The organism is Bacillus sp. T17B1, assembly GCF_026796395.1.
GTDB classification, from domain to species: domain Bacteria; phylum Bacillota; class Bacilli; order Bacillales; family Bacillaceae; genus Bacillus; species Bacillus spizizenii_A.
In genome coordinates, this window is sequence record NZ_JALAYA010000022.1 from 1 (window position 1) to 19,028 (window position 19,028).

General features: G+C 44.7%; 22 protein-coding genes and 1 pseudogene. 19 read left to right on the forward strand and 4 right to left on the reverse strand.

The window, feature by feature from the left end; genetic code table 11:
• Positions 1 to 86 precede the first annotated feature (86 nt).
• Positions 87 to 608, reverse strand: coding sequence for a DUF2529 domain-containing protein (locus MOF34_RS11970; protein WP_041906335.1), 522 nt, complete (start codon positions 606 to 608; stop codon positions 87 to 89).
• 165 nt (positions 609 to 773) lie between these two features.
• Between MOF34_RS11970 and spo0F the strand changes: the two genes are divergently transcribed.
• The 11 genes and pseudogenes from spo0F (at position 774) to MOF34_RS12025 (ending at position 11,310) form a co-directional block, all read left to right on the forward strand.
• Positions 774 to 1,148, forward strand: a complete 375-nt coding sequence (gene spo0F, locus MOF34_RS11975; protein WP_003227621.1) for a sporulation initiation phosphotransferase Spo0F — start codon at positions 774 to 776, stop codon at positions 1,146 to 1,148.
• A gap of 179 nt (positions 1,149 to 1,327) precedes the next feature.
• Positions 1,328 to 2,185 carry a class II fructose-bisphosphate aldolase gene (locus MOF34_RS11980; RefSeq protein WP_019716048.1) on the forward strand — a complete coding sequence of 286 codons (858 nt, stop codon included), beginning with the start codon at positions 1,328 to 1,330 and terminating at the stop codon, positions 2,183 to 2,185.
• A 118-nt stretch (positions 2,186 to 2,303) separates the two neighbouring features.
• The gene (fsa, locus tag MOF34_RS11985) at positions 2,304 to 2,942 is read left to right on the forward strand and encodes a fructose-6-phosphate aldolase (RefSeq protein ID WP_019716047.1); all 639 of its coding nucleotides are present in this window, start codon (positions 2,304 to 2,306) and stop codon (positions 2,940 to 2,942) included.
• A 378-nt stretch (positions 2,943 to 3,320) separates the two neighbouring features.
• Positions 3,321 to 4,610 (forward strand): UDP-N-acetylglucosamine 1-carboxyvinyltransferase, encoded by a 1,290-nt coding sequence (locus MOF34_RS11990; protein ID WP_014115520.1) that lies wholly within the window; start codon positions 3,321 to 3,323, stop codon positions 4,608 to 4,610.
• Positions 4,611 to 4,640: 30 nt separating this feature from the next.
• On the forward strand, positions 4,641 to 5,606 hold the full coding sequence (gene glpX, locus MOF34_RS11995; protein ID WP_268400286.1) for a class II fructose-bisphosphatase: 966 nt from the start codon (positions 4,641 to 4,643) through the stop codon (positions 5,604 to 5,606).
• A gap of 211 nt (positions 5,607 to 5,817) precedes the next feature.
• Positions 5,818 to 6,011, forward strand: a pseudogene (locus MOF34_RS12000) (hypothetical protein).
• A complete protein-coding gene (rho, locus tag MOF34_RS12005; RefSeq protein ID WP_003221939.1) occupies positions 6,008 to 7,291 on the forward strand; it encodes a transcription termination factor Rho in 1,284 nt (427 codons plus the stop codon). The pseudogene MOF34_RS12000 and the gene rho overlap by 4 nt, the downstream one beginning before the upstream one ends.
• A gap of 118 nt (positions 7,292 to 7,409) precedes the next feature.
• On the forward strand, positions 7,410 to 7,610 hold the full coding sequence (gene rpmE / locus MOF34_RS12010; protein ID WP_003151132.1) for a 50S ribosomal protein L31: 201 nt from the start codon (positions 7,410 to 7,412) through the stop codon (positions 7,608 to 7,610).
• Positions 7,611 to 7,698: 88 nt separating this feature from the next.
• Positions 7,699 to 8,286: a thymidine kinase gene (locus tag MOF34_RS12015; RefSeq protein WP_268400287.1), complete on the forward strand. Its 588-nt coding sequence runs from the start codon at positions 7,699 to 7,701 to the stop codon at positions 8,284 to 8,286.
• 288 nt (positions 8,287 to 8,574) lie between these two features.
• Entirely contained in the window at positions 8,575 to 10,272 is a 1,698-nt protein-coding gene (gene malS / locus MOF34_RS12020; RefSeq protein WP_268400288.1) for an oxaloacetate-decarboxylating malate dehydrogenase, read from the forward strand.
• A gap of 81 nt (positions 10,273 to 10,353) precedes the next feature.
• Complete coding sequence (locus tag MOF34_RS12025; protein WP_019716042.1) at positions 10,354 to 11,310, forward strand: AEC family transporter; 957 nt, start codon at positions 10,354 to 10,356, stop codon at positions 11,308 to 11,310.
• A 34-nt stretch (positions 11,311 to 11,344) separates the two neighbouring features.
• Here the strand turns inward: MOF34_RS12025 and racA are convergent, their stop codons facing one another.
• On the reverse strand, positions 11,345 to 11,899 hold the full coding sequence (gene racA / locus MOF34_RS12030) for a chromosome-anchoring protein RacA (RefSeq protein ID WP_268400289.1): 555 nt from the start codon (positions 11,897 to 11,899) through the stop codon (positions 11,345 to 11,347).
• 121 nt (positions 11,900 to 12,020) lie between these two features.
• Positions 12,021 to 12,407 carry a VOC family protein gene (locus MOF34_RS12035; RefSeq protein WP_268400290.1) on the reverse strand — a complete coding sequence of 129 codons (387 nt, stop codon included), beginning with the start codon at positions 12,405 to 12,407 and terminating at the stop codon, positions 12,021 to 12,023.
• A gap of 125 nt (positions 12,408 to 12,532) precedes the next feature.
• Here MOF34_RS12035 and prfA point away from each other — a divergent pair, with 125 nt between their 5' ends.
• The 3 genes from prfA to MOF34_RS12050 all read left to right on the forward strand — a co-directional run bounded on the left by prfA (position 12,533) and on the right by MOF34_RS12050 (position 14,820).
• A complete protein-coding gene (gene prfA / locus MOF34_RS12040; protein WP_268400303.1) occupies positions 12,533 to 13,603 on the forward strand; it encodes a peptide chain release factor 1 in 1,071 nt (356 codons plus the stop codon).
• Between the two features lies 1 nt (position 13,604).
• Positions 13,605 to 14,471: a peptide chain release factor N(5)-glutamine methyltransferase gene (gene prmC / locus MOF34_RS12045; RefSeq protein ID WP_268400292.1), complete on the forward strand. Its 867-nt coding sequence runs from the start codon at positions 13,605 to 13,607 to the stop codon at positions 14,469 to 14,471.
• A 61-nt stretch (positions 14,472 to 14,532) separates the two neighbouring features.
• Positions 14,533 to 14,820 (forward strand): DUF5316 family protein, encoded by a 288-nt coding sequence (locus MOF34_RS12050; protein WP_019716038.1) that lies wholly within the window; start codon positions 14,533 to 14,535, stop codon positions 14,818 to 14,820.
• Between the two features lie 15 nt (positions 14,821 to 14,835).
• Here the strand turns inward: MOF34_RS12050 and MOF34_RS12055 are convergent, their stop codons facing one another.
• Positions 14,836 to 15,201 (reverse strand): UPF0715 family protein, encoded by a 366-nt coding sequence (locus MOF34_RS12055; RefSeq protein ID WP_019716037.1) that lies wholly within the window; start codon positions 15,199 to 15,201, stop codon positions 14,836 to 14,838.
• A gap of 140 nt (positions 15,202 to 15,341) precedes the next feature.
• Here MOF34_RS12055 and spoIIR point away from each other — a divergent pair, with 140 nt between their 5' ends.
• The 5 genes from spoIIR to prpB all read left to right on the forward strand — a co-directional run bounded on the left by spoIIR (position 15,342) and on the right by prpB (position 18,913).
• Positions 15,342 to 16,043: a stage II sporulation protein R gene (gene spoIIR, locus MOF34_RS12060; protein ID WP_268400294.1), complete on the forward strand. Its 702-nt coding sequence runs from the start codon at positions 15,342 to 15,344 to the stop codon at positions 16,041 to 16,043.
• A gap of 66 nt (positions 16,044 to 16,109) precedes the next feature.
• Positions 16,110 to 16,559 carry a GNAT family N-acetyltransferase gene (locus MOF34_RS12065; protein WP_029317136.1) on the forward strand — a complete coding sequence of 150 codons (450 nt, stop codon included), beginning with the start codon at positions 16,110 to 16,112 and terminating at the stop codon, positions 16,557 to 16,559.
• 150 nt (positions 16,560 to 16,709) lie between these two features.
• The gene (locus MOF34_RS12070; RefSeq protein ID WP_268400296.1) at positions 16,710 to 17,750 is read left to right on the forward strand and encodes an L-threonylcarbamoyladenylate synthase; all 1,041 of its coding nucleotides are present in this window, start codon (positions 16,710 to 16,712) and stop codon (positions 17,748 to 17,750) included.
• 78 nt (positions 17,751 to 17,828) lie between these two features.
• Positions 17,829 to 18,386, forward strand: coding sequence for a manganese efflux pump MntP family protein (locus tag MOF34_RS12075; protein ID WP_019716033.1), 558 nt, complete (start codon positions 17,829 to 17,831; stop codon positions 18,384 to 18,386).
• 74 nt (positions 18,387 to 18,460) lie between these two features.
• The gene (gene prpB, locus MOF34_RS12080; protein ID WP_268400297.1) at positions 18,461 to 18,913 is read left to right on the forward strand and encodes a protein arginine phosphatase PrpB; all 453 of its coding nucleotides are present in this window, start codon (positions 18,461 to 18,463) and stop codon (positions 18,911 to 18,913) included.
• The last annotated feature ends 115 nt before the right edge of the window (positions 18,914 to 19,028 follow it).

Genomic DNA, 19,028 nt, shown 5'->3' on the forward strand with positions numbered 1-19,028 from the left:
ACTTGACAGGGGTAAGACCAGTTTGTCAATAGCGGGCAAGTCTTTTTTATTTGTTTCCTGCAAGATACAGCATGTACAATAAGATATTATGCATACTCTTGCAGAATTTCTTTTAATGTAAACGATAAAGCATGGTAGACATACAGTGCTGTCATTAAAGAGGGAAATCCATAACGGGTGCCGTCTTCATCGGGAACGAGCGGCATTTTTAATTTAGAATCAATATGCACATCGCAATATTGTTCAATTCCCGCACTGTCTTTGGCTGCCGGCGATACGCATACGACTCCCGTACCTTTTTCATAAAGCTCTTTCGCGAGCGCCTGCTCTTCGGCTGTGCCGGTCCCTGAGCAAAACATCAGCACTCTGTCGCTTTCTGTCACTTCCTCAGCGCTTTCTGGAAAGGCTTTGACAGATGGGAAGGGTTCGCTGCTTTCGGTCGCCTCATAAAAGACGCCCTGAAGCTCATTAGCTCCGTATAAATAAATGGAATGTCCGCTGATCACCGCTTGAGCAAGCAGCCGCGCCCCATCTTCAATCGCGTCAGATTCCTTATCCTGAATGCGGAAAAAAATACCTGTTAACTGCGTCGTAAATATTTTCAACATAAGTGAATCCTCCTTTATAACGTACAATATCAGTATACAGCAAAAGAGAAAATGCTCAGAAAATGTCGTAAAGTAGACTATTATAATTAAAGGAAATAGGAAAATCAAACAGAATACATACACTACTGCTTACTTTTGACGAAAATCATAACATTGGGGTGTAAAATGATGAATGAAAAAATTTTAATCGTTGATGATCAATACGGTATACGTATTTTGCTTAACGAAGTATTCAATAAAGAAGGCTACCAGACGTTTCAGGCTGCAAACGGCCTGCAGGCGCTTGACATCGTGACAAAAGAACGGCCCGACCTTGTGCTTCTGGACATGAAAATTCCTGGCATGGACGGTATCGAAATCTTAAAACGGATGAAGGTCATTGACGAGAACATCCGTGTGATTATCATGACGGCATACGGAGAGCTCGACATGATCCAGGAATCAAAGGAACTGGGCGCTTTGACGCACTTTGCGAAGCCGTTTGATATCGATGAAATCAGAGACGCCGTGAAAAAATATCTGCCCCTGAAGTCTAACTGACAAAAAGAAGAAACAAATGAATCATGTCATTGTGTTGCCGATTTGTCGAAAAGTTGGTATTCTAGTTATGGAGAAAAAGCGATCTGGTATTTACATATGACAGCAATAGATGGGTCATGCTAGGGTGGAAAGCTTTTTTCGCTAGAAGACAATCAGGCTACATAAGGAGGACATTCGACATGCCTTTAGTTTCTATGACGGAAATGTTGAATACAGCTAAAGAAAAAGGTTATGCTGTAGGACAATTTAACTTAAACAACCTTGAGTTTACTCAAGCCATTTTACAAGCAGCTGAAGAAGAAAAATCTCCAGTGATCCTTGGTGTTTCCGAAGGTGCGGGACGCTACATGGGCGGCTTCAAAACAGTCGTTGCTATGGTAAAAGCACTTATGGAAGAGTACAAAGTGACAGTTCCTGTTGCGATTCACTTAGACCACGGTTCAAGCTTTGAATCTTGTGCGAAAGCGATTCATGCAGGTTTCACATCTGTAATGATCGACGCTTCTCACCATCCATTTGAAGAAAACGTAGCTACAACTTCTAAAGTTGTTGAGCTTGCTCATTTCCACGGAGTATCTGTAGAAGCTGAGCTTGGAACAGTCGGCGGACAAGAAGATGACGTTATCGCTGAAGGCGTAATCTACGCTGATCCTAAAGAGTGCCAAGAGCTTGTTGAGCGCACTGGCATCGACTGCCTTGCACCTGCACTAGGTTCTGTTCACGGCCCTTACAAAGGTGAGCCAAACCTTGGCTTCAAAGAGATGGAAGAGATCGGAAACACAACTGGTCTTCCGCTAGTTCTTCACGGCGGTACTGGAATTCCGACTGCTGACATCAAAAAAGCAATTTCACTTGGTACAGCTAAAATCAACGTGAATACTGAAAACCAAATTTCTTCTGCAAAAGCTGTTCGCGAAACATTGGCAGCTAAGCCTGACGAGTACGATCCACGTAAATATCTTGGACCAGCTCGTGAAGCGATCAAAGAAACAGTTATCGGTAAAATGCGTGAATTTGGTTCTTCAAACCAAGCTTAATTCAATTGGAACGTTTATAGCCGCCTGACAGCTTGACAGGCGGTTTTCCGTCTATCTTTAGAAAGCGCAATCATATTCGCAGTTCAGAAAATTTCTTAATCAGGGAGGCTTTTTGAAAATGTTATTCTTTGTTGATACAGCCAATATTGATGAAATTAAAGAAGCGAATGAACTAGGAATTCTTGCCGGTGTAACCACGAATCCTAGTTTAGTAGCGAAAGAAGCTAACGTATCATTCCACGACCGTCTTCGCGAGATCACAGACGTCGTGAAAGGCTCTGTAAGCGCAGAGGTTATTTCTTTGAAAGCTGAGGAAATGATCGAGGAAGGAAAAGAACTGGCGAAAATCGCTCCGAACATCACGGTGAAGATCCCGATGACGTCTGATGGCTTAAAAGCGGTAAGAGCACTTACTGACTTAGGCATCAAAACAAACGTCACATTGATCTTCAATGCTAACCAGGCGCTTCTCGCTGCCAGAGCTGGGGCAACGTATGTATCTCCATTCCTGGGACGTTTAGATGACATCGGCCACAACGGACTTGACCTGATTTCAGACGTCAAAGCGATTTTTGACATTCACGGTCTTGACACGCAAATCATTGCAGCGTCAATCCGTCATCCGCAGCACGTGACAGAAGCCGCTCTAAGAGGGGCTCATATCGGCACAATGCCGCTGAAAGTCATTCATGCGCTCACTAAGCATCCGTTAACAGACAAAGGAATTGAACAATTCCTGGCAGACTGGAATAAATAATCGCAAAGGGCGGCAAACAGCTTATATGCCTGTTTGCCGCAACCTTTGTTTTCACCGTCTGATACAGCGGACCTACAGATGTTGACGCCGCTTTACAGAGAAGGAATCATTGGGCTGCAGAAGCTGATATCGGAATGAAGGGTTTGCGTACTGCTTTTGCCGGATGACGATGATGTCTCTCGAGCCGGCGGGTCTCTGTGCAACTATCGAAACCTGTCCCCCGCAAAGCTTCGCTATTTTCTTCTTGATATTTTACAATGTGTTGTATTCTTTCTCTTCGAATTGGCTAGATTTTGGACATGAGCTTTATTTGCAGAGACAGAATAAAATGACATTTTATCTAGCTCCGCAGCTATCTTCTTATGGAAGGAGACTATCATGGAAAAGTTGAATATTGCCGGCGGTGACTCGTTAAACGGTACAGTACATATCAGCGGCGCTAAAAATAGTGCTGTTGCATTAATACCTGCAACCATTTTGGCAAATTCCGAGGTGACAATTGAAGGGCTTCCAGAGATTTCAGATATTGAAACGCTGCGTGACCTGTTAAAGGAAATCGGCGGCAACGTGCATTTTGAGAATGGGGAAATGGTTGTTGACCCCACGTCGATGATCAGCATGCCGCTACCTAACGGGAAAGTAAAAAAGCTTCGCGCGTCGTATTATTTAATGGGGGCAATGCTCGGCCGCTTTAAGCAGGCCGTCATCGGATTGCCCGGCGGCTGCCATTTAGGGCCCCGTCCGATTGATCAGCATATCAAAGGCTTTGAAGCGTTAGGGGCAGAAGTGACCAATGAACAAGGTGCTATTTATTTGCGTGCTGAAAGGCTGAGGGGCGCACGTATTTATTTAGATGTCGTAAGCGTAGGGGCAACCATTAACATTATGCTTGCCGCTGTTTTGGCAGAAGGAAAAACGATCATCGAAAACGCTGCCAAGGAGCCTGAGATCATTGATGTCGCGACACTGCTTACCAGCATGGGAGCCAAAATCAAAGGTGCGGGAACCAATGTGATCCGAATTGACGGTGTGAAGGAACTGCACGGCTGCAAGCATACAATCATACCGGATAGAATTGAGGCCGGGACATTTATGATTGCGGGAGCTGCAATGGGCAAGGAAGTTATTATCGATAATGTGATTCCCACTCATCTTGAATCGTTAACGGCAAAGCTGAGAGAAATGGGCTATCATATCGAAACAAGCGACGACCAGCTTCTCATTGTCGGCGGGCAGAAGCACTTAAAGCCGGTTGATGTCAAAACCCTTGTTTACCCGGGCTTTCCGACTGATTTGCAGCAGCCGATGACGGCGCTCCTGACAAGAGCAAAAGGGACAAGCGTCGTAACAGACACCATCTACTCGGCAAGATTTAAGCATATTGATGAGCTGAGACGGATGGGTGCCAATATGAAAGTAGAAGGCAGATCTGCCATCATCACTGGTCCTGTCGAGCTTCAAGGCGCAAAAGTGAAGGCGAGCGATCTGCGTGCTGGAGCCTGCCTGGTGGTAGCCGGACTGATGGCTGACGGTGTCACGGAAATTACAGGTCTGGAGCATATTGACCGCGGATACAGCAGTCTTGAAAAGAAGCTTGAGGGGCTTGGAGCGACAATCTGGCGTGAAAGAATGACTGACGAAGAAATAGAACAGCTTCAAAATTCATAATGGTTTCTTGTGAGAGGAGATCGTGTTGAAATGGAAAGAAGTTTATCAATGGAATTGGTACGTGTGACCGAAGCTGCGGCATTGGCATCTGCTAGATGGATGGGCCGGGGAAAAAAAGATGAGGCTGATGAAGCGGCAACGAGCGCAATGAGAGACGTTTTTGATACAGTTCCGATGAAAGGGACCGTTGTGATCGGTGAAGGCGAAATGGACGAAGCGCCGATGCTGTATATCGGGGAAAAACTCGGAAACGGGTACGGCCCGCGCGTCGATGTCGCAGTTGACCCTCTTGAAGGCACAAACATCCTAGCAAGCGGCGGCTGGAACGCGCTGACGGTTATTGCGGTAGCAGATCACGGCACGCTTCTGAATGCTCCTGACATGTATATGCAAAAAATCGCAGTCGGTCCGGAAGCGGTGGGCTGCATTGATATTGAAGCACCTGTCATTGATAATCTTAAAGCGGTGGCAAAAGCGAAAAACAAGGACGTTGAGGACGTTGTTGCCACAATCTTAAACCGTGAAAGACACGCAAACATTATTTCTGAACTTCGTGAGGCCGGCGCCAGAATCAAATTGATCAATGATGGCGATGTCGCAGGCGCCATCAACACGGCTTTCGACCACACGGGTGTTGACATCCTGTTCGGATCTGGAGGAGCCCCTGAAGGTGTGCTTTCTGCTGTTGCGTTAAAAGCGCTGGGCGGAGAAATTATCGGTAAACTCCTTCCGCAAAGCGATGAAGAAATCACACGCTGCCATAATATGGGGCTTGATGTAAGCAAAGTCCTACGAATGGAAGACCTTGTGAAGGGTGATGACGCAATTTTTGCAGCTACCGGGGTAACGGACGGTGAGCTATTAAAAGGCGTTCAATTCAAAGGCTCTGTCGGCACAACTGACAGCTTAGTTATTCGTGCAAAATCAGGCACTGTCCGTTTCGTTGACGGCAGACATAGCCTGAAAAAGAAACCAAATCTTGTAATCCGTCCATAGCATAGAAAATGCGGGTGTGAGCCCGCTTTTCTTTTGCAGAAAAGCGTCAACTCTATCAATTCCGTGTCAAAACCTTATTTCAGTTGAATAATCTTTTGAAATAAGGTAAAAATAAAGAGTGCTGCGATTTTTACTGCGTAATTCCTTCTTTTAAGCACTAGGAAAGTTTCAATTTCTACCGCATACAGACGATATAAGTATTGATCTTCTCATGTATTTGTCCTCGCTTCCTTCAAAACTCATTAAGACAATCCTTTTAACAAAAGCGCCGATCATGGGTGGAAGTGTTACCGATAGAAGTTCCTTTATGTTAAAAAAGAATGTGCTTTGGCGGATGTTGTGCAAAAGCAGCAGATTACATGTGCAAGTAAGATATTGACTATGAAAAGCGTGGTGTTTTTATGAAAGACGTATCTATTTCTTCTTTGGAAAATATGAAATTGAAAGAACTTTATGAACTTGCAAGACATTATAAAATCTCCTATTACAGCAAACTGACAAAAAAAGAACTCATTTTCGCCATTCTGAAAGCAAATGCAGAACAGGAAGATCTGCTGTTTATGGAAGGTGTTCTTGAGATCATCCAGTCCGAAGGTTTCGGTTTCCTGAGACCAATCAACTACTCTCCAAGCTCAGAGGACATTTACATCTCAGCTTCACAAATCCGCCGTTTCGATTTGCGGAACGGAGACAAAGTATCAGGCAAGGTTCGTCCGCCAAAAGAAAATGAGCGTTACTATGGACTTTTGCACGTTGAAGCAGTAAATGGGGATGATCCCGAATCAGCAAAAGAGCGTGTGCATTTCCCGGCTCTTACACCTCTTTATCCAGACCGTCAAATGGTGCTTGAAACAAAGCCGAACTTCTTGTCTACAAGAATAATGGACATGATGGCACCGGTTGGATTTGGACAGCGCGGTTTGATTGTTGCACCTCCAAAAGCCGGAAAAACGATGTTGCTGAAGGAAATTGCCAACAGCATTACAGCAAACCAGCCTGAAGCAGAGCTAATCGTGCTTTTAATCGACGAAAGACCAGAGGAAGTGACCGATATCGAGCGCTCTGTAGCTGGGGATGTCGTCAGCTCAACGTTTGATGAAGTGCCGGAAAACCATATTAAAGTGGCCGAGCTTGTGCTTGAGCGCGCGATGCGTCTCGTGGAACACAAAAAAGATGTCATCATCCTGATGGACAGCATCACACGCCTTGCCCGCGCCTACAACTTAGTGATTCCGCCGAGCGGAAGAACCCTTTCCGGGGGGATTGACCCTGCAGCGTTCCACCGTCCAAAACGCTTCTTCGGGGCTGCGAGAAATATCGAAGAGGGCGGCAGCTTAACTATCCTTGCTACGGCTCTTGTTGATACAGGGTCACGTATGGATGATGTCATTTATGAAGAATTCAAGGGAACAGGCAACATGGAGCTTCACCTTGACCGTTCTCTGGCAGAGCGCCGCATCTTCCCGGCCATCGATATCCGCCGTTCGGGAACGCGCAAGGAAGAGCTGCTTGTGCCTAAAGAGCACCTTGATCGTTTATGGTCTATCCGCAAAACGATGTCTGATTCACCTGATTTCGCAGAAAAATTTATGAGAAAAATGAAAAAAACCAAAACAAACCAGGAATTTTTCGATATTCTCAATCAAGAATGGAAACAGGCAAATCTATCATCTGCTAGACGATAAATTGTATTTGCAAAAGAAGTAAATCACTGATATAATTTTCTCATATGCGTTTCGGACAATGCTCCGAAATAATAACTCTGTTTCCACACGGGATTCAGGGCGGAAGGAGATGGATACAATGAAAGCAGGAATTCATCCTAATTTCAAAAAAGCAACAGTTAAATGCGCTTGCGGAAATGAATTTGAAACAGGCTCAGTAAAAGAAGAGGTACGCGTTGAGATTTGCTCTGAATGCCACCCATTCTACACTGGCCGTCAAAAATTCGCTTCTGCTGATGGTCGTGTTGATCGCTTTAACAAAAAATACGGTCTTAAGTAATAATAGATTTTTCAACAGGCAAGGAGCAATCTTGCCTGTTTTTTATATTGTCTAAAACACACAGCTGGCAGAGAGGAGAGCGAGGCCTATGTACATAATGAAACAAAGCGGGTGGCTTGAGCTGATTTGCGGCAGCATGTTCTCGGGGAAATCTGAAGAGCTGATCAGAAGAGTGAAGAGAGCGACTTACGCCAAGCAGGAAGTCAGGGTATTTAAACCTGTGATTGATAATCGATACAGCGAAGATGCTGTTGTCTCCCATAATGGAACATCAATGACAAGCTATTCCATTTCTTCTGCTGCGGACATTTGGGATCACATCAGTGAGAGTACGGATGTGATTGCGGTTGATGAAGTGCAGTTTTTTGATGAGGAAATTGTTGAGGTTTTATCATCTCTTGCCGATAAAGGCTACCGTGTGATTGCGGCGGGCCTTGATATGGATTTTAGGGGAGAGCCGTTTGGCGTCGTCCCGAGTATTATGGCGATTGCAGAAAGTGTGACAAAGCTGCAAGCCGTCTGTTCTGTCTGCGGATCACCGGCCAGCAGAACACAGCGTCTGATTGACGGTAAACCTGCTTCTTACGATGATCCGGTCATTTTGGTGGGCGCATCCGAATCGTATGAAGCAAGATGCAGACATCACCACGAAGTCCTTGGAAAATCTAAAAAATAGTCCAAAACATGGGTCTAAAGATAGAAAACACCGGCGAAAAACACCGGTGTTTTTTCTATATTCTGATAATATACAATTAAAAAATTTAATTAAGTGTATTAAAAAATTAACTAATTTTCTTCCCTTGAATTTTGATTTGGACAGGCATACAATAGCTTACGTAATGTAAATAGTTTTGAGACATTGTTCGAATAATTGTCACAAAGTCGCATAAAGATCATGATCGGTATTTTTTAGATGGGTTATTACTTAACTTGGTTAACTATTTCAAGAAAGAAGGAGATTTGCTTGAATAACATAAAAAAAACGAAAGAAGGCCACTTAGAAACAACTCTTAGAGGAAAAGAAGTTTTATCTATTCCTACTTTGAATAAAGGTGTTGCTTTTTCAATAGAAGAAAGACAAGAGCTTGGCTTAGAAGGACTTCTGCCGCCGACTGTACTTTCTCTTGATCAACAAGCACAACGCGCATACGAGCAATTTCAAGCGCAGCCTGACCGCCTTCGTCAAAATGTTTACTTAAGTGATCTTGCAAACCGTAACGAAGTTCTTTTCTATAAATTGCTGAAAAATCATCTTCGCGAAATGCTTCCTGTTGTTTACACACCAACAGTTGGTGAAGCGATTCAGGAATACAGCCATGAATATAGAAGACCTCAAGGTGTCTACTTGTCAATCGACAATATTGACGGTATTGAAAAAGCTTTTGAAAACCTTCATGCGACAGCAGGCGATATTGATCTTATCGTTGCCACTGACTCTGAAAGTATTCTCGGTATCGGTGACTGGGGTGTAGGCGGTATTAACATCGCAATCGGTAAATTGGCGGTTTACACTGCAGCAGCTGGTATTGACCCTAGCCGTGTTATCCCGGTCGTACTTGATGTCGGTACAAACAACGAAAAACTTCTGAACGATCCTTTATATATTGGTAACAAGCATGAACGTGTTCAAGGCGAACGCTATGAAGCTTTCATTGACGCTTATGTAAAAGCAGCTTTGAAATTCTTCCCTAAAGCACTTCTTCACTGGGAAGACCTTGGTAACAAAAATGCACGCAATATCATGAAAAAATACAACCATGAAATTCTTACATTTAATGATGATATCCAAGGTACAGGCGCGATCACACTCGCTGGTGTGCTTGCCGCTATGAAGAAAACTGGTGCTTCTATTAAAGATCAGCGTGTTGTTGTCTTCGGTGCTGGTTCTGCTGGTATCGGTATTGCCGATCAAATCCGTGACACAATGGTGCTTGCTGGATTATCTGAAGAAGAAGCTAACAAACGCTTCTACACAATTGATTACAGAGGCTTGCTGACTGAAGAAATCGAAGGCATCCTTGATTTCCAAAAACCATATCTTCGCAGTACAGATGAAGTAAAAGACTGGAAACGCGATGAAAAAGGCCAAATTCCATTCGATGAAGTGGTTCGCCAAGCGAAACCAACTATCTTGATTGGTACTTCAGGGGTTTCAGGTGCGTTCACAGAGGAAATTGTGAAAGAGATGGCTTCTCACGTAGACCGTCCGGTTATCATGCCGATGTCTAACCCGACTCATCTTGCCGAAGCAGTTCCTGAAGATCTGTTCAAATGGACTGACGGAAAAGTGCTTATTGCAACAGGAAGCCCATTTGAAAATGTAGAATACAACGGTGTTTCTTATGAAATCGGACAATCTAACAACGCATTCGCGTTCCCTGGTCTTGGACTTGGTTCAATTGTAGCTGAAGCGCGTATCATTACGCCTGCTATGTTTGCTGCTACTGCTGATGCGATTGCTGAAATGGTTGATCTTGAAACACCTGGAGCAGGTTTGCTTCCAAGCATTGACAAGCTTCAAGAAGTTTCTATTCAAGTTGCGATTGCTGTTGCTGAAGCTGCTATTAAAGACGGCGTAGCAAATCGTCAGCCAGAAGATGTGAAACAAGCGGTTCTTGATGCAATGTGGACACCGGAATACAAAAAAGTCATCGCGAAATAATTAGCGAGTAAATTTTTTCGTCCGAGGGAAAGCTTTTTGTAAAGCTACAGTATACGGACATAGGATTTGGAGGAGAATATTTTGAGCATCTTAGATATCTTAATCCTCCTGGCACCGATTTTCTTTGTTATCGTGCTGGGTTGGTTTGCAGGACATTTTGGAAGTTACGATGCCAAGTCGGCAAAAGGGGTAAGTACGTTAGTAACGAAATACGCACTTCCAGCTCACTTTATCGCTGGTATTTTGACAACTTCCAGAAGTGAATTTTTATCTCAAATTCCATTAATGGTTTCTTTAACTATTGGGATTGTTGGTTTCTATATCGTTATTTTATTGCTTTGCAGATTTGTGTTTAAATATGATTTAACGAACTCATCCGTATTTTCTTTGAACTCTGCACAGCCGACATTCGCATTTATGGGTATTCCTGTACTGGGAAGCTTGTTTGGTGCGCAAGAGGTTGCGATTCCGATCGCGGTTACAGGTATCGTTGTTAATGCGATTCTTGATCCGCTTGCGATTATTATTGCTACTGTCGGTGAGTCTTCTAAGAAAAATGAAGAGGGCGGCGACAGCTTCTGGAAGATGACAGGAAAATCAATCCTGCACGGTCTTTCTGAGCCGCTTGCAGCTGCTCCGTTAATCAGTATGATCTTAGTGCTTTGCGGTGTCACTCTTCCTGAGCTGGGTGTTAAAATGCTCGATCAGCTTGGAAGCACAACATCTGGTGTTGCTCTCTTTGCTGTCGGTGTTACTGTTGGTATCCGCAGTATCAAACTCAGCGTACCGGCATTTGGTATTGCGTTACTCAAAGTTGCGGTTCAGCCTGCGTTAATGTTCCTGATTGCTCTTGCAGTCGGACTACCAGCTGACCAAATGACAAAAGCGATCCTACTTGTTGCATTCCCTGGGTCTGCTGTTGCGGCCATGATTGCGACTCGTTTCGAGAAACAAGAGGAAGAAACAGCTTCTGCGTTTGTGATCAGTGCGATTCTGTCATTGATTTCACTTCCGATCATTATCGCGCTTACTGCATAATTAAAAAAGCTCCCTTTATGGGGAGCTTTTTTGCTTAGGTTTGAAATTTGAACAGTGACAGCAGCGGTTTTTTTCTTGTTTTGGTTTTTTCAGAAGCAGCAGCAGTCTCGGGGATCGGCTGAGCGGTGAATTCTTTCATTTGTGAGGTCAGTGATTGCAGGTCTGCAAGGATGTCATCAATTTCTCTGCGGTGCTGAAGCAGCTGATAAGATACACCCTCATCGGCTTTTTGTTTCAGCTGGCGTTCCAGTTCCGAAATCCTTATCAGCAGTTCATTTTCGTCCTGCCTTTGCTGTAATAGCGTGTCCAGCTTCTGTTCGAGCTGTTCAATTCGCTGTTCTGTGTCGCCATTTGTTTTTTGAACAATGAAGCCTGTGCGCTTCTTCGTGCTTTGCGGCACATGAATATCCTGAATTGCCGTGCCTTCAGAGATTTGTTTTTGAACTGATTTTAGAACCTTCACATCTTCTGTAGTGAACGAATAGTGCCCGAGCTCATTGCGTTCGGCCGGAAGATTCAGCTGCTTCACCCATCGCTGCACCGTTTTCGCGGAGACGCCGAGTTCACTTGCTACCATATTTGTATTCATGATCCCATACCTCCTTTTTAGCTAGGTATTCGACCATAGAATGCGGTTCCCTTCCTGTTAGACAAAACAAGAAAAGATTCGGCAAAGAAAGTGGGTATCTCCTTTTTTTCTTCAAAAACTGTTATTGTTCATACAGCTCTAAAGGAAGCTGGTCAGGATCAAAAAAGAAGGTGAACCTTTTGCCGGTCAGCGGATCTGTTCTGATTGGCTCTGTTTCGATCCCTTTTTCATGAAGCTCTTGAACGGCCTCATCCAAGTTGCCGACTGAGAAGGCGAGGTGGCGCAGGCCTGCAGCTTCAGGCCGTGTTTGGCGTGCGGGCGGATCAGGAAAAGAGAACAGCTCAATGACATACGAGCCGTTAAGCGACAAATCCAGCTTATAGGAACCGCGGTCTTCGCGATACGTTTCTTGAATCACCTGAAAACCAAGCTTATGTACGTAGAAAGCTTTCGACTTTTCAACATCTGAACATATGATTGCAATATGATGTATGGATTTCAGCAACATCATCCCTCCTTGATTCCCAGTATAGCAGAGAAGGCTTTTCCAGCTGGGATTGAAATGCTTTTGACTGGGGTTAATCACTATACTATAATGAGAATGTTACGCACAGGAAAACAGAGGTGAAGACCGTGTTAGACCGTTTAAAGTCAATCGAAGAACGATACGAAAAATTAAATGAGCTTTTAAGCGATCCAGAAGTAGTCAACGATCCGAAAAAGCTTAGAGAATATTCAAAAGAGCAATCTGATATACAAGAAACAGTTGACGTATATAGACAATACAGAGATGCGTCAGAACAGCTGGCTGATGCAAAAGCGATGCTTGAAGAGAAGCTGGATGCTGAGATGCGCGACATGGTGAAGGAAGAGATTTCTGAACTTCAGAAGGAAACGGAAACACTGTCAGAACGCTTGAAAGTGCTCCTGATTCCGAAAGATCCTAATGACGACAAAAACGTTATCATGGAGATCCGTGGAGCTGCGGGAGGCGAGGAAGCCGCTTTATTCGCGGGTAACCTGTATAGAATGTATTCCCGTTATGCCGAGCTGCAAGGCTGGAAAACAGAGGTCATGGAAGCGAGTGTAACCGGAACGGGCGGCTACAAAGAGATCATCTTTATGATTACGGGAAGCGGCGCATATTCTAAACTCAAATATGAAAACGGCGCCCATCGCGTACAGCGTGTTCCCGAAACAGAATCAGGCGGCCGTATCCATACCTCTACTGCAACAGTAGCATGTCTTCCTGAGGCAGAAGAGGTAGAGGTCGACATTCATGAGAAGGATATCCGTGTTGATACGTTTGCATCAAGCGGACCGGGCGGACAAAGCGTTAACACAACAATGTCTGCCGTTCGTCTGACGCATTTGCCGACAGGTGTAGTTGTATCATGCCAGGATGAAAAATCTCAAATCAAGAACAAAGAAAAAGCAATGAAGGTTCTCCGTGCCAGAATCTACGATAAATTCCAGCAGGAAGCTCAGGCTGAATATGATCAAACACGGAAATCAGCAGTCGGATCAGGTGACCGTTCTGAACGTATCCGCACATACAACTTCCCGCAAAACCGTGTGACGGATCACAGAATCGGCTTGACGATTCAAAAGCTTGATCAGATTCTTGAAGGAAAACTAGACGAAGTGATTGAAGCGCTGATCGTTGAAGATCAGGCAAGCAAGCTTCAGCAAGCGGAAGGTTAAGATGAAGACGATATTTGAAGCCCTGAAATGGGCTTCTTCTTATTTAACCAAAGCGGGAAGAGAAGAAAATGCGGCCGAGCTGCTTTTGCTTTATGATACTGGAATGGACAGAAGCAAGCTGCTCGCCAGCTTACAGGAACCGATTGGCGAAGACGAACTGTATCGCTTTAAGCGTCACGTTGAGATGCATAAAGAGGGCGTGCCGGTTCAATACATTATCGGAAGAGAGTTTTTTTACGGACGGGAATTTATGGTGAATGATGATGTGTTAATCCCGAGGCCGGAAACAGAAGAGGTTGTCTATCATCTGCTTGAAAAATATCGGCATGTCTTTTCTGAAGACAGCAGGCTCGAAGTCATTGACGTTGGTACAGGGAGCGGCGCGATAGCCGTCACGCTTGCGCTTGAAAACAAAAACTTTTCTGTGTCGGCTGTCGATATCTCGAAAGAGGCGCTGCAAGTCGCCTCTGCCAATGCGGATACGCTCGGCGCAGATGTGCGCTTTTATCAGGGCGATCTGCTTGAGCCTTTAATTAAGCAAGGCAAAAAAGTGGATATTGTCGTCTCGAATCCTCCTTATATTTCAGAAGGAGAAATGGCTGATCTATCAGAGATTGTCCGTTTTCATGAGCCGCTGCACGCTCTTACCGACGGCGGAGACGGGCTTAAATTCTATAAGCGGTTGATGGAAGACATCCCGCTTGTCATGAAAGATAAAGTATTTGTCGTTTTTGAAATCGGATGGAAACAGGGCGCAGCGGTGAAAGAGCTGATTCTCAAGACGTTTAAGGGCTCGGAAGTGGAAGTGCTGAAAGATATTAACGGAAAAGACAGAACCATATGCGCCGTGATTCATAAAGATATATAAGCAGCTTGCTGGCGAGTTGATGAATCAAGCTGTGTTAACACCAGCAAAGGGGATGTAAAAGATGAAAAAAGCCCTGGCAGCAGGAATTTTGCTCATTGCGATTGAAAGCATGGTTGGCACCATTTTTTCGCAGGCTCTTTCATATGAAACGACGTTTGGCGTTGTGTCTCTTGTTTTGGTTGGGCTTGCGATCATCACATCGGGTTTGGCTGTAAGCGGAAGCGATCAGCGGGCAAACTACCATTCAGAAACCAAAGAAGGCCGTACAGCCCGCTTGAAAATGGCGGCTGCTTTCTTTGTTGCGGCGATACCTTCTATTCTATGTTATTTGCTGACGGTTTTGTTTTAATGAAAAAAGGAAGCCTCATTCGGCTTCCTTTTTTTGCAGTAAAACAGAATCCCATATCCAATAAACAAGAGCTGTTAATACAGCGAAAAGATAGAAGGCTGTATTTTGAAACAGAGATTGTCCCGAAGGCTGCAGCACGCCGAAAATGATCGCGTTGGCAATAAAAGCCGCGACAAGGTAATACAGCAAATACAAAGGGCTGAACCGTTTCGGTTTTTTATTCATCATGAATTGGAGCGGCAGCGCGAATATCAAATAAGGAAACAGAAAATAAAATGCCATCGTGATGACAGCGGCAATGATAAATGAATGAATATAGATAATCGAATAAAGAACCGACATCGTGAATGCTGATAACAGCACTGTATAATTATATTTCATCTTAAACCTCCTAAAACACTATCGTACCATAAATTAGATTAACAGCTTGCTAGATTTTTTTCACCCTGTACGTTTACCTTAGGCTCTCCTTGTCCATAATAGGGATAGAAACAAAGCACGGAGAGGAACGGTGGGGACCGATGAAAAAAACAATAATCATATGTATATATATCTTTCTTTTATTATCCGGAGCGCTTGTAGGGCTGGCAAAAGAAGAGACGGCACAGCAATCAGAAAATCAGCCAGTAGTCATACCGGATCAGGCGATTCGCCTGAGAATATTAGCAAATAGCGACAGTGACAAAGATCAGCAATTAAAGCGTCATATAAGAGACGCAGTGAATAAAGAAATCACAACTTGGGTAAAAGATATTACTTCTATTGAAGAAGCACGGCGTGTGATTCGCTCAAAGCTCCCTGAAATCAAAGCAATTGCAAAGGAAACAATGGAGAAAGAAGGAGCGAACCAATCGATATCCGTTGATTTTGACAAAATCTCATTTCCGACAAAGCTTTACGGCAACATGGTTTATCCGGCTGGTGAGTATGAAGCGATTCTGATTACGCTTGGAAACGGCGACGGCGCCAACTGGTGGTGTGTGCTGTTCCCGCCGCTCTGCTTTCTCGATTTTTCGAACGGGGAAGCCGTCAAAGAACAGGAAGATAAAGAAGCCTCAAAAAAGCAGACTGAGAAAGTGCTTGAGGACGTAACCGCTAAAGCGGAAAAAGCCAAAAAAGCAGAGAAAGAAGAGAAAGAAGAGAAAGAAGAGAAAGAAGAGAAGGAAGGCGGCACAGAAGTGAAATTCTTCTTAGTCGAATGGATTTCCGGCCTTTTTTCCTAATCACCTGGTCTAAAAATAGATTTGCCTCATAGATTGGAAGAAAGAATGCAAAAATGGGGTGAACGGATGTTTTATCAACTGCGGGTGGCAAGGGAAAAAGACGGAGACGTGCTCGAGAAATTTTTAAAACAGGCGAAAACCAATCATGAAGGCGTGAAAGAAGGCTTCACGCAGTTTCTTATGCTGGAGGACAGCGAGAAAAACATTGCCGGATGTCTCGGAATTGAAAAAATAAGCTGTGATCAAGGACTGCTCCGATCACTTGTCATATCGGACAAGCTTCACCAAGGCCATATTGTGACGCTCTTTCAAAGCATGGAGCTGCTGTGCGAAAAGCACCAAATCAAAACAGTATATTTAATTGCGAATCAGCATTCTTCTGCTGACTTCCTGGCGGCGCTGGGATTTGAACAAGCTGAAAGCGTACCTGAAGAGCTGTTTTCTTCTGATCACTTCTGTGAATTGCGGCAAACCGAAGGGGCGGTCTTGATGAAAAAAGCGTCTGGATGTTCGTGATTTATACACATACTTATCCACTTCTTCATTAGCGTTGTCCACAATTTGTGGATAACGCTTGTTTTATTACAGGACATCTTTTATACTTTCAAAAGAATTACACGCGTAAAACAATCGTTTTATTGTTGTGAATAAGGAGTTTGGTCAGAAATGAAAACGAAAAGATGGTTTGTGGATGTAACTGACGAGTTATCCACAAATGATCCACAAATTGCACAAGCAGCTGCTTTGCTCCGAGAAAATGAGGTCGTTGCGTTCCCGACAGAAACGGTATACGGTCTCGGCGCAAACGCGAAAAACACAGATGCTGTCAAAAAAATATATGAGGCAAAGGGGAGGCCGAGCGATAATCCCCTGATTGTCCACATTGCGGACATCAGTCAGCTTGACGGTTTAACGGGTCCGGCGCCGGAAAAGGCGAAAACATTAATGAAACGGTTTTGGCCCGGAGCACTTACGCTCATTCTGCCTTGCAAACCTGGTGCGCTCTCACCTCGTGTAACGGCTGGGCTTGAAACGGTTGCCATTAGGATGCCGGATCATCCGCTTGCCCTAGCATTGATTCGAGAGTCGGGTTTGCCGATTGCGGCACCTAGCGCCAATCTATCAGGCAAGCCAAGTCCAACAAAGGCGGAGCATGTGGCTCACGACTTGGATGGCCGAATAGCTGGAATTATGGACGGAGGTCCTACCGGAATTGGGGTCGAATCAACCGTACTATCATGTACGGGCGACATCCCTGTTCTCCTGCGCCCAGGCGGCATTACAAAAGAACAAATTGAAGCGGAGATCGGACCGATCCTTGTGGATAAAGGACTCAGTGATCAAAATGAGAAGCCGATTTCTCCAGGAATGAAATATACACATTATGCGCCGACAGCGCCGCTTGCTATTTGTGAAGGCGGCCCAGAGCGCATTCAGCATCTCATCCAAGAATATCAACAGGGCGGAAGACGGGTCGGTGTCCTGACGACAGAAGAAAACGCGGGTGTTTATTCCGCTGATTATGTGAAGAGCTGCGGCAGACGGGCTCAGCTTGAGACTGTTGCGGCAGCGCTGTACGATGCTTTACGCAGCTTTGACGAGAATAAGGTGGATTTTATTATTGCGGAATCCTTTCCAGACACGGGCGTCGGTCTCGCCATTATGAATAGGCTGATGAAAGCCGCCGGCGGAAGAGTGATTCGCTGAACACAGTCAGATGTTCTAACCCTTTTTGGACACGCATAGGCTAAAATAGCGGGGCGTGTCCAAGGGGGTTATTTATGTATGTCGGATTTGTTCATAGGCGAACTGATTACTTTAAGCATCATGGCGTTTGCTTTAGGGATGGATGCTTTTTCTGTCGGTCTCGGAATGGGCATGGTCAAACTCAGGAAAAAGCAGATATTCTATATTGGTTTCATCATCGGCCTCTTTCACGTCATCATGCCTTTAGGAGGAATGGCGGCCGGTAACATGCTGTCAGGGCTCCTTGGTGTGTTAGCGGTTTATATCGGGGGTTCGCTGCTGTTTGTTCTGGGGGTTCAAATGCTTATGGCTTCTTTTAAACAGTCAGAAGAACGATTCATGTCGCCGACAGGGCCGGGCTTATTGCTGTTTGCCATTGGCGTCAGCCTTGACAGCTTCTCCGTCGGATTGAGCTTAGGGATATACGGATCGCATCCTCTCCTTACAATTACCCTGTTCGGGCTTATCAGCATGATTTTGACATGGCTGGGCCTGCTGATCGGAAAACAAGTGCAGTCTTGGCTTGGCACATACAGCGAAGCGCTAGGGGGCATCATATTAATCGTATTCGGGCTTAAGCTGCTTTTGCCAATTTAATATACCAATAAAAGAAACGAAGTCGCCGTTTCTTTTTTCTTCATATATAATAGAGAAAATAAGGGGTGACTGACATGAACATTATTTTTGTCTGTACTGGAAATACGTGCCGCAGCCCAATGGCTGAGGCGCTTTTTAAATCAATTGCAGAAACGGAAGGGCTGAATGTCAGTGTCCGCTCGGCAGGCGTGTTTGCTTCGCCTAACGGGAGAGCGACGCCTCAAGCGGTCGAAGCGCTGTTTGAAAAACACATTGCCCTAAATCATGTGTCTTCTCCATTAACTGAAGAACATATGGAATCAGCTGATTTAATTCTGGCTATGACCCATCAGCACAAACAGATCATTGCCAGCCAATTTGGACGTTATCGTGATAAAGTGTTTACATTAAAAGAATATGTCACAGGGAGCCATGGGGATGTCATCGATCCGTTCGGCGGATCGATTGACATCTATAAACAAACGAGAGATGAGCTTGAAGAGCTTCTTCGGCAGCTGGCAAAACAATTGAAAAAAGACAGCAGGTAAGTTGAGCATATCTGCAAACAGGTCATTTGCAAATCCTGCGTGAAGGAGTAGAATATAGTGAAAAGCACATCATATGGTGTGAATAAAAGAGCGGACAGGCTGCGTGGTCAACATA

Coding starts and splice junctions, on each gene's coding strand:
- MOF34_RS12055 (WP_019716037.1), bottom strand. CDS start 15,201: ATGAAATATAATTATACAGTGCTGTTATCAGCATTCACGATGTCGGTT.
- fsa (WP_019716047.1), top strand. CDS start 2,304: ATGTTATTCTTTGTTGATACAGCCAATATTGATGAAATTAAAGAAGCG.
- MOF34_RS12035 (WP_268400290.1), bottom strand. CDS start 12,407: ATGTTGCTGAAATCCATACATCATATTGCAATCATATGTTCAGATGTT.
- MOF34_RS12070 (WP_268400296.1), top strand. CDS start 16,710: ATGAAAACGAAAAGATGGTTTGTGGATGTAACTGACGAGTTATCCACA.
- rpmE (WP_003151132.1), top strand. CDS start 7,410: ATGAAAGCAGGAATTCATCCTAATTTCAAAAAAGCAACAGTTAAATGC.
- MOF34_RS12065 (WP_029317136.1), top strand. CDS start 16,110: ATGTTTTATCAACTGCGGGTGGCAAGGGAAAAAGACGGAGACGTGCTC.
- prpB (WP_268400297.1), top strand. CDS start 18,461: ATGAACATTATTTTTGTCTGTACTGGAAATACGTGCCGCAGCCCAATG.
- MOF34_RS11970 (WP_041906335.1), bottom strand. CDS start 608: ATGTTGAAAATATTTACGACGCAGTTAACAGGTATTTTTTTCCGCATT.
- rho (WP_003221939.1), top strand. CDS start 6,008: ATGAAAGACGTATCTATTTCTTCTTTGGAAAATATGAAATTGAAAGAA.
- MOF34_RS11980 (WP_019716048.1), top strand. CDS start 1,328: ATGCCTTTAGTTTCTATGACGGAAATGTTGAATACAGCTAAAGAAAAA.
- prmC (WP_268400292.1), top strand. CDS start 13,605: ATGAAGACGATATTTGAAGCCCTGAAATGGGCTTCTTCTTATTTAACC.
- spoIIR (WP_268400294.1), top strand. CDS start 15,342: ATGAAAAAAACAATAATCATATGTATATATATCTTTCTTTTATTATCC.
- MOF34_RS12050 (WP_019716038.1), top strand. CDS start 14,533: ATGAAAAAAGCCCTGGCAGCAGGAATTTTGCTCATTGCGATTGAAAGC.
- racA (WP_268400289.1), bottom strand. CDS start 11,899: ATGAATACAAATATGGTAGCAAGTGAACTCGGCGTCTCCGCGAAAACG.
- spo0F (WP_003227621.1), top strand. CDS start 774: ATGATGAATGAAAAAATTTTAATCGTTGATGATCAATACGGTATACGT.
- MOF34_RS11990 (WP_014115520.1), top strand. CDS start 3,321: ATGGAAAAGTTGAATATTGCCGGCGGTGACTCGTTAAACGGTACAGTA.
- MOF34_RS12075 (WP_019716033.1), top strand. CDS start 17,829: ATGTCGGATTTGTTCATAGGCGAACTGATTACTTTAAGCATCATGGCG.
- MOF34_RS12015 (WP_268400287.1), top strand. CDS start 7,699: ATGTACATAATGAAACAAAGCGGGTGGCTTGAGCTGATTTGCGGCAGC.
- glpX (WP_268400286.1), top strand. CDS start 4,641: ATGGAAAGAAGTTTATCAATGGAATTGGTACGTGTGACCGAAGCTGCG.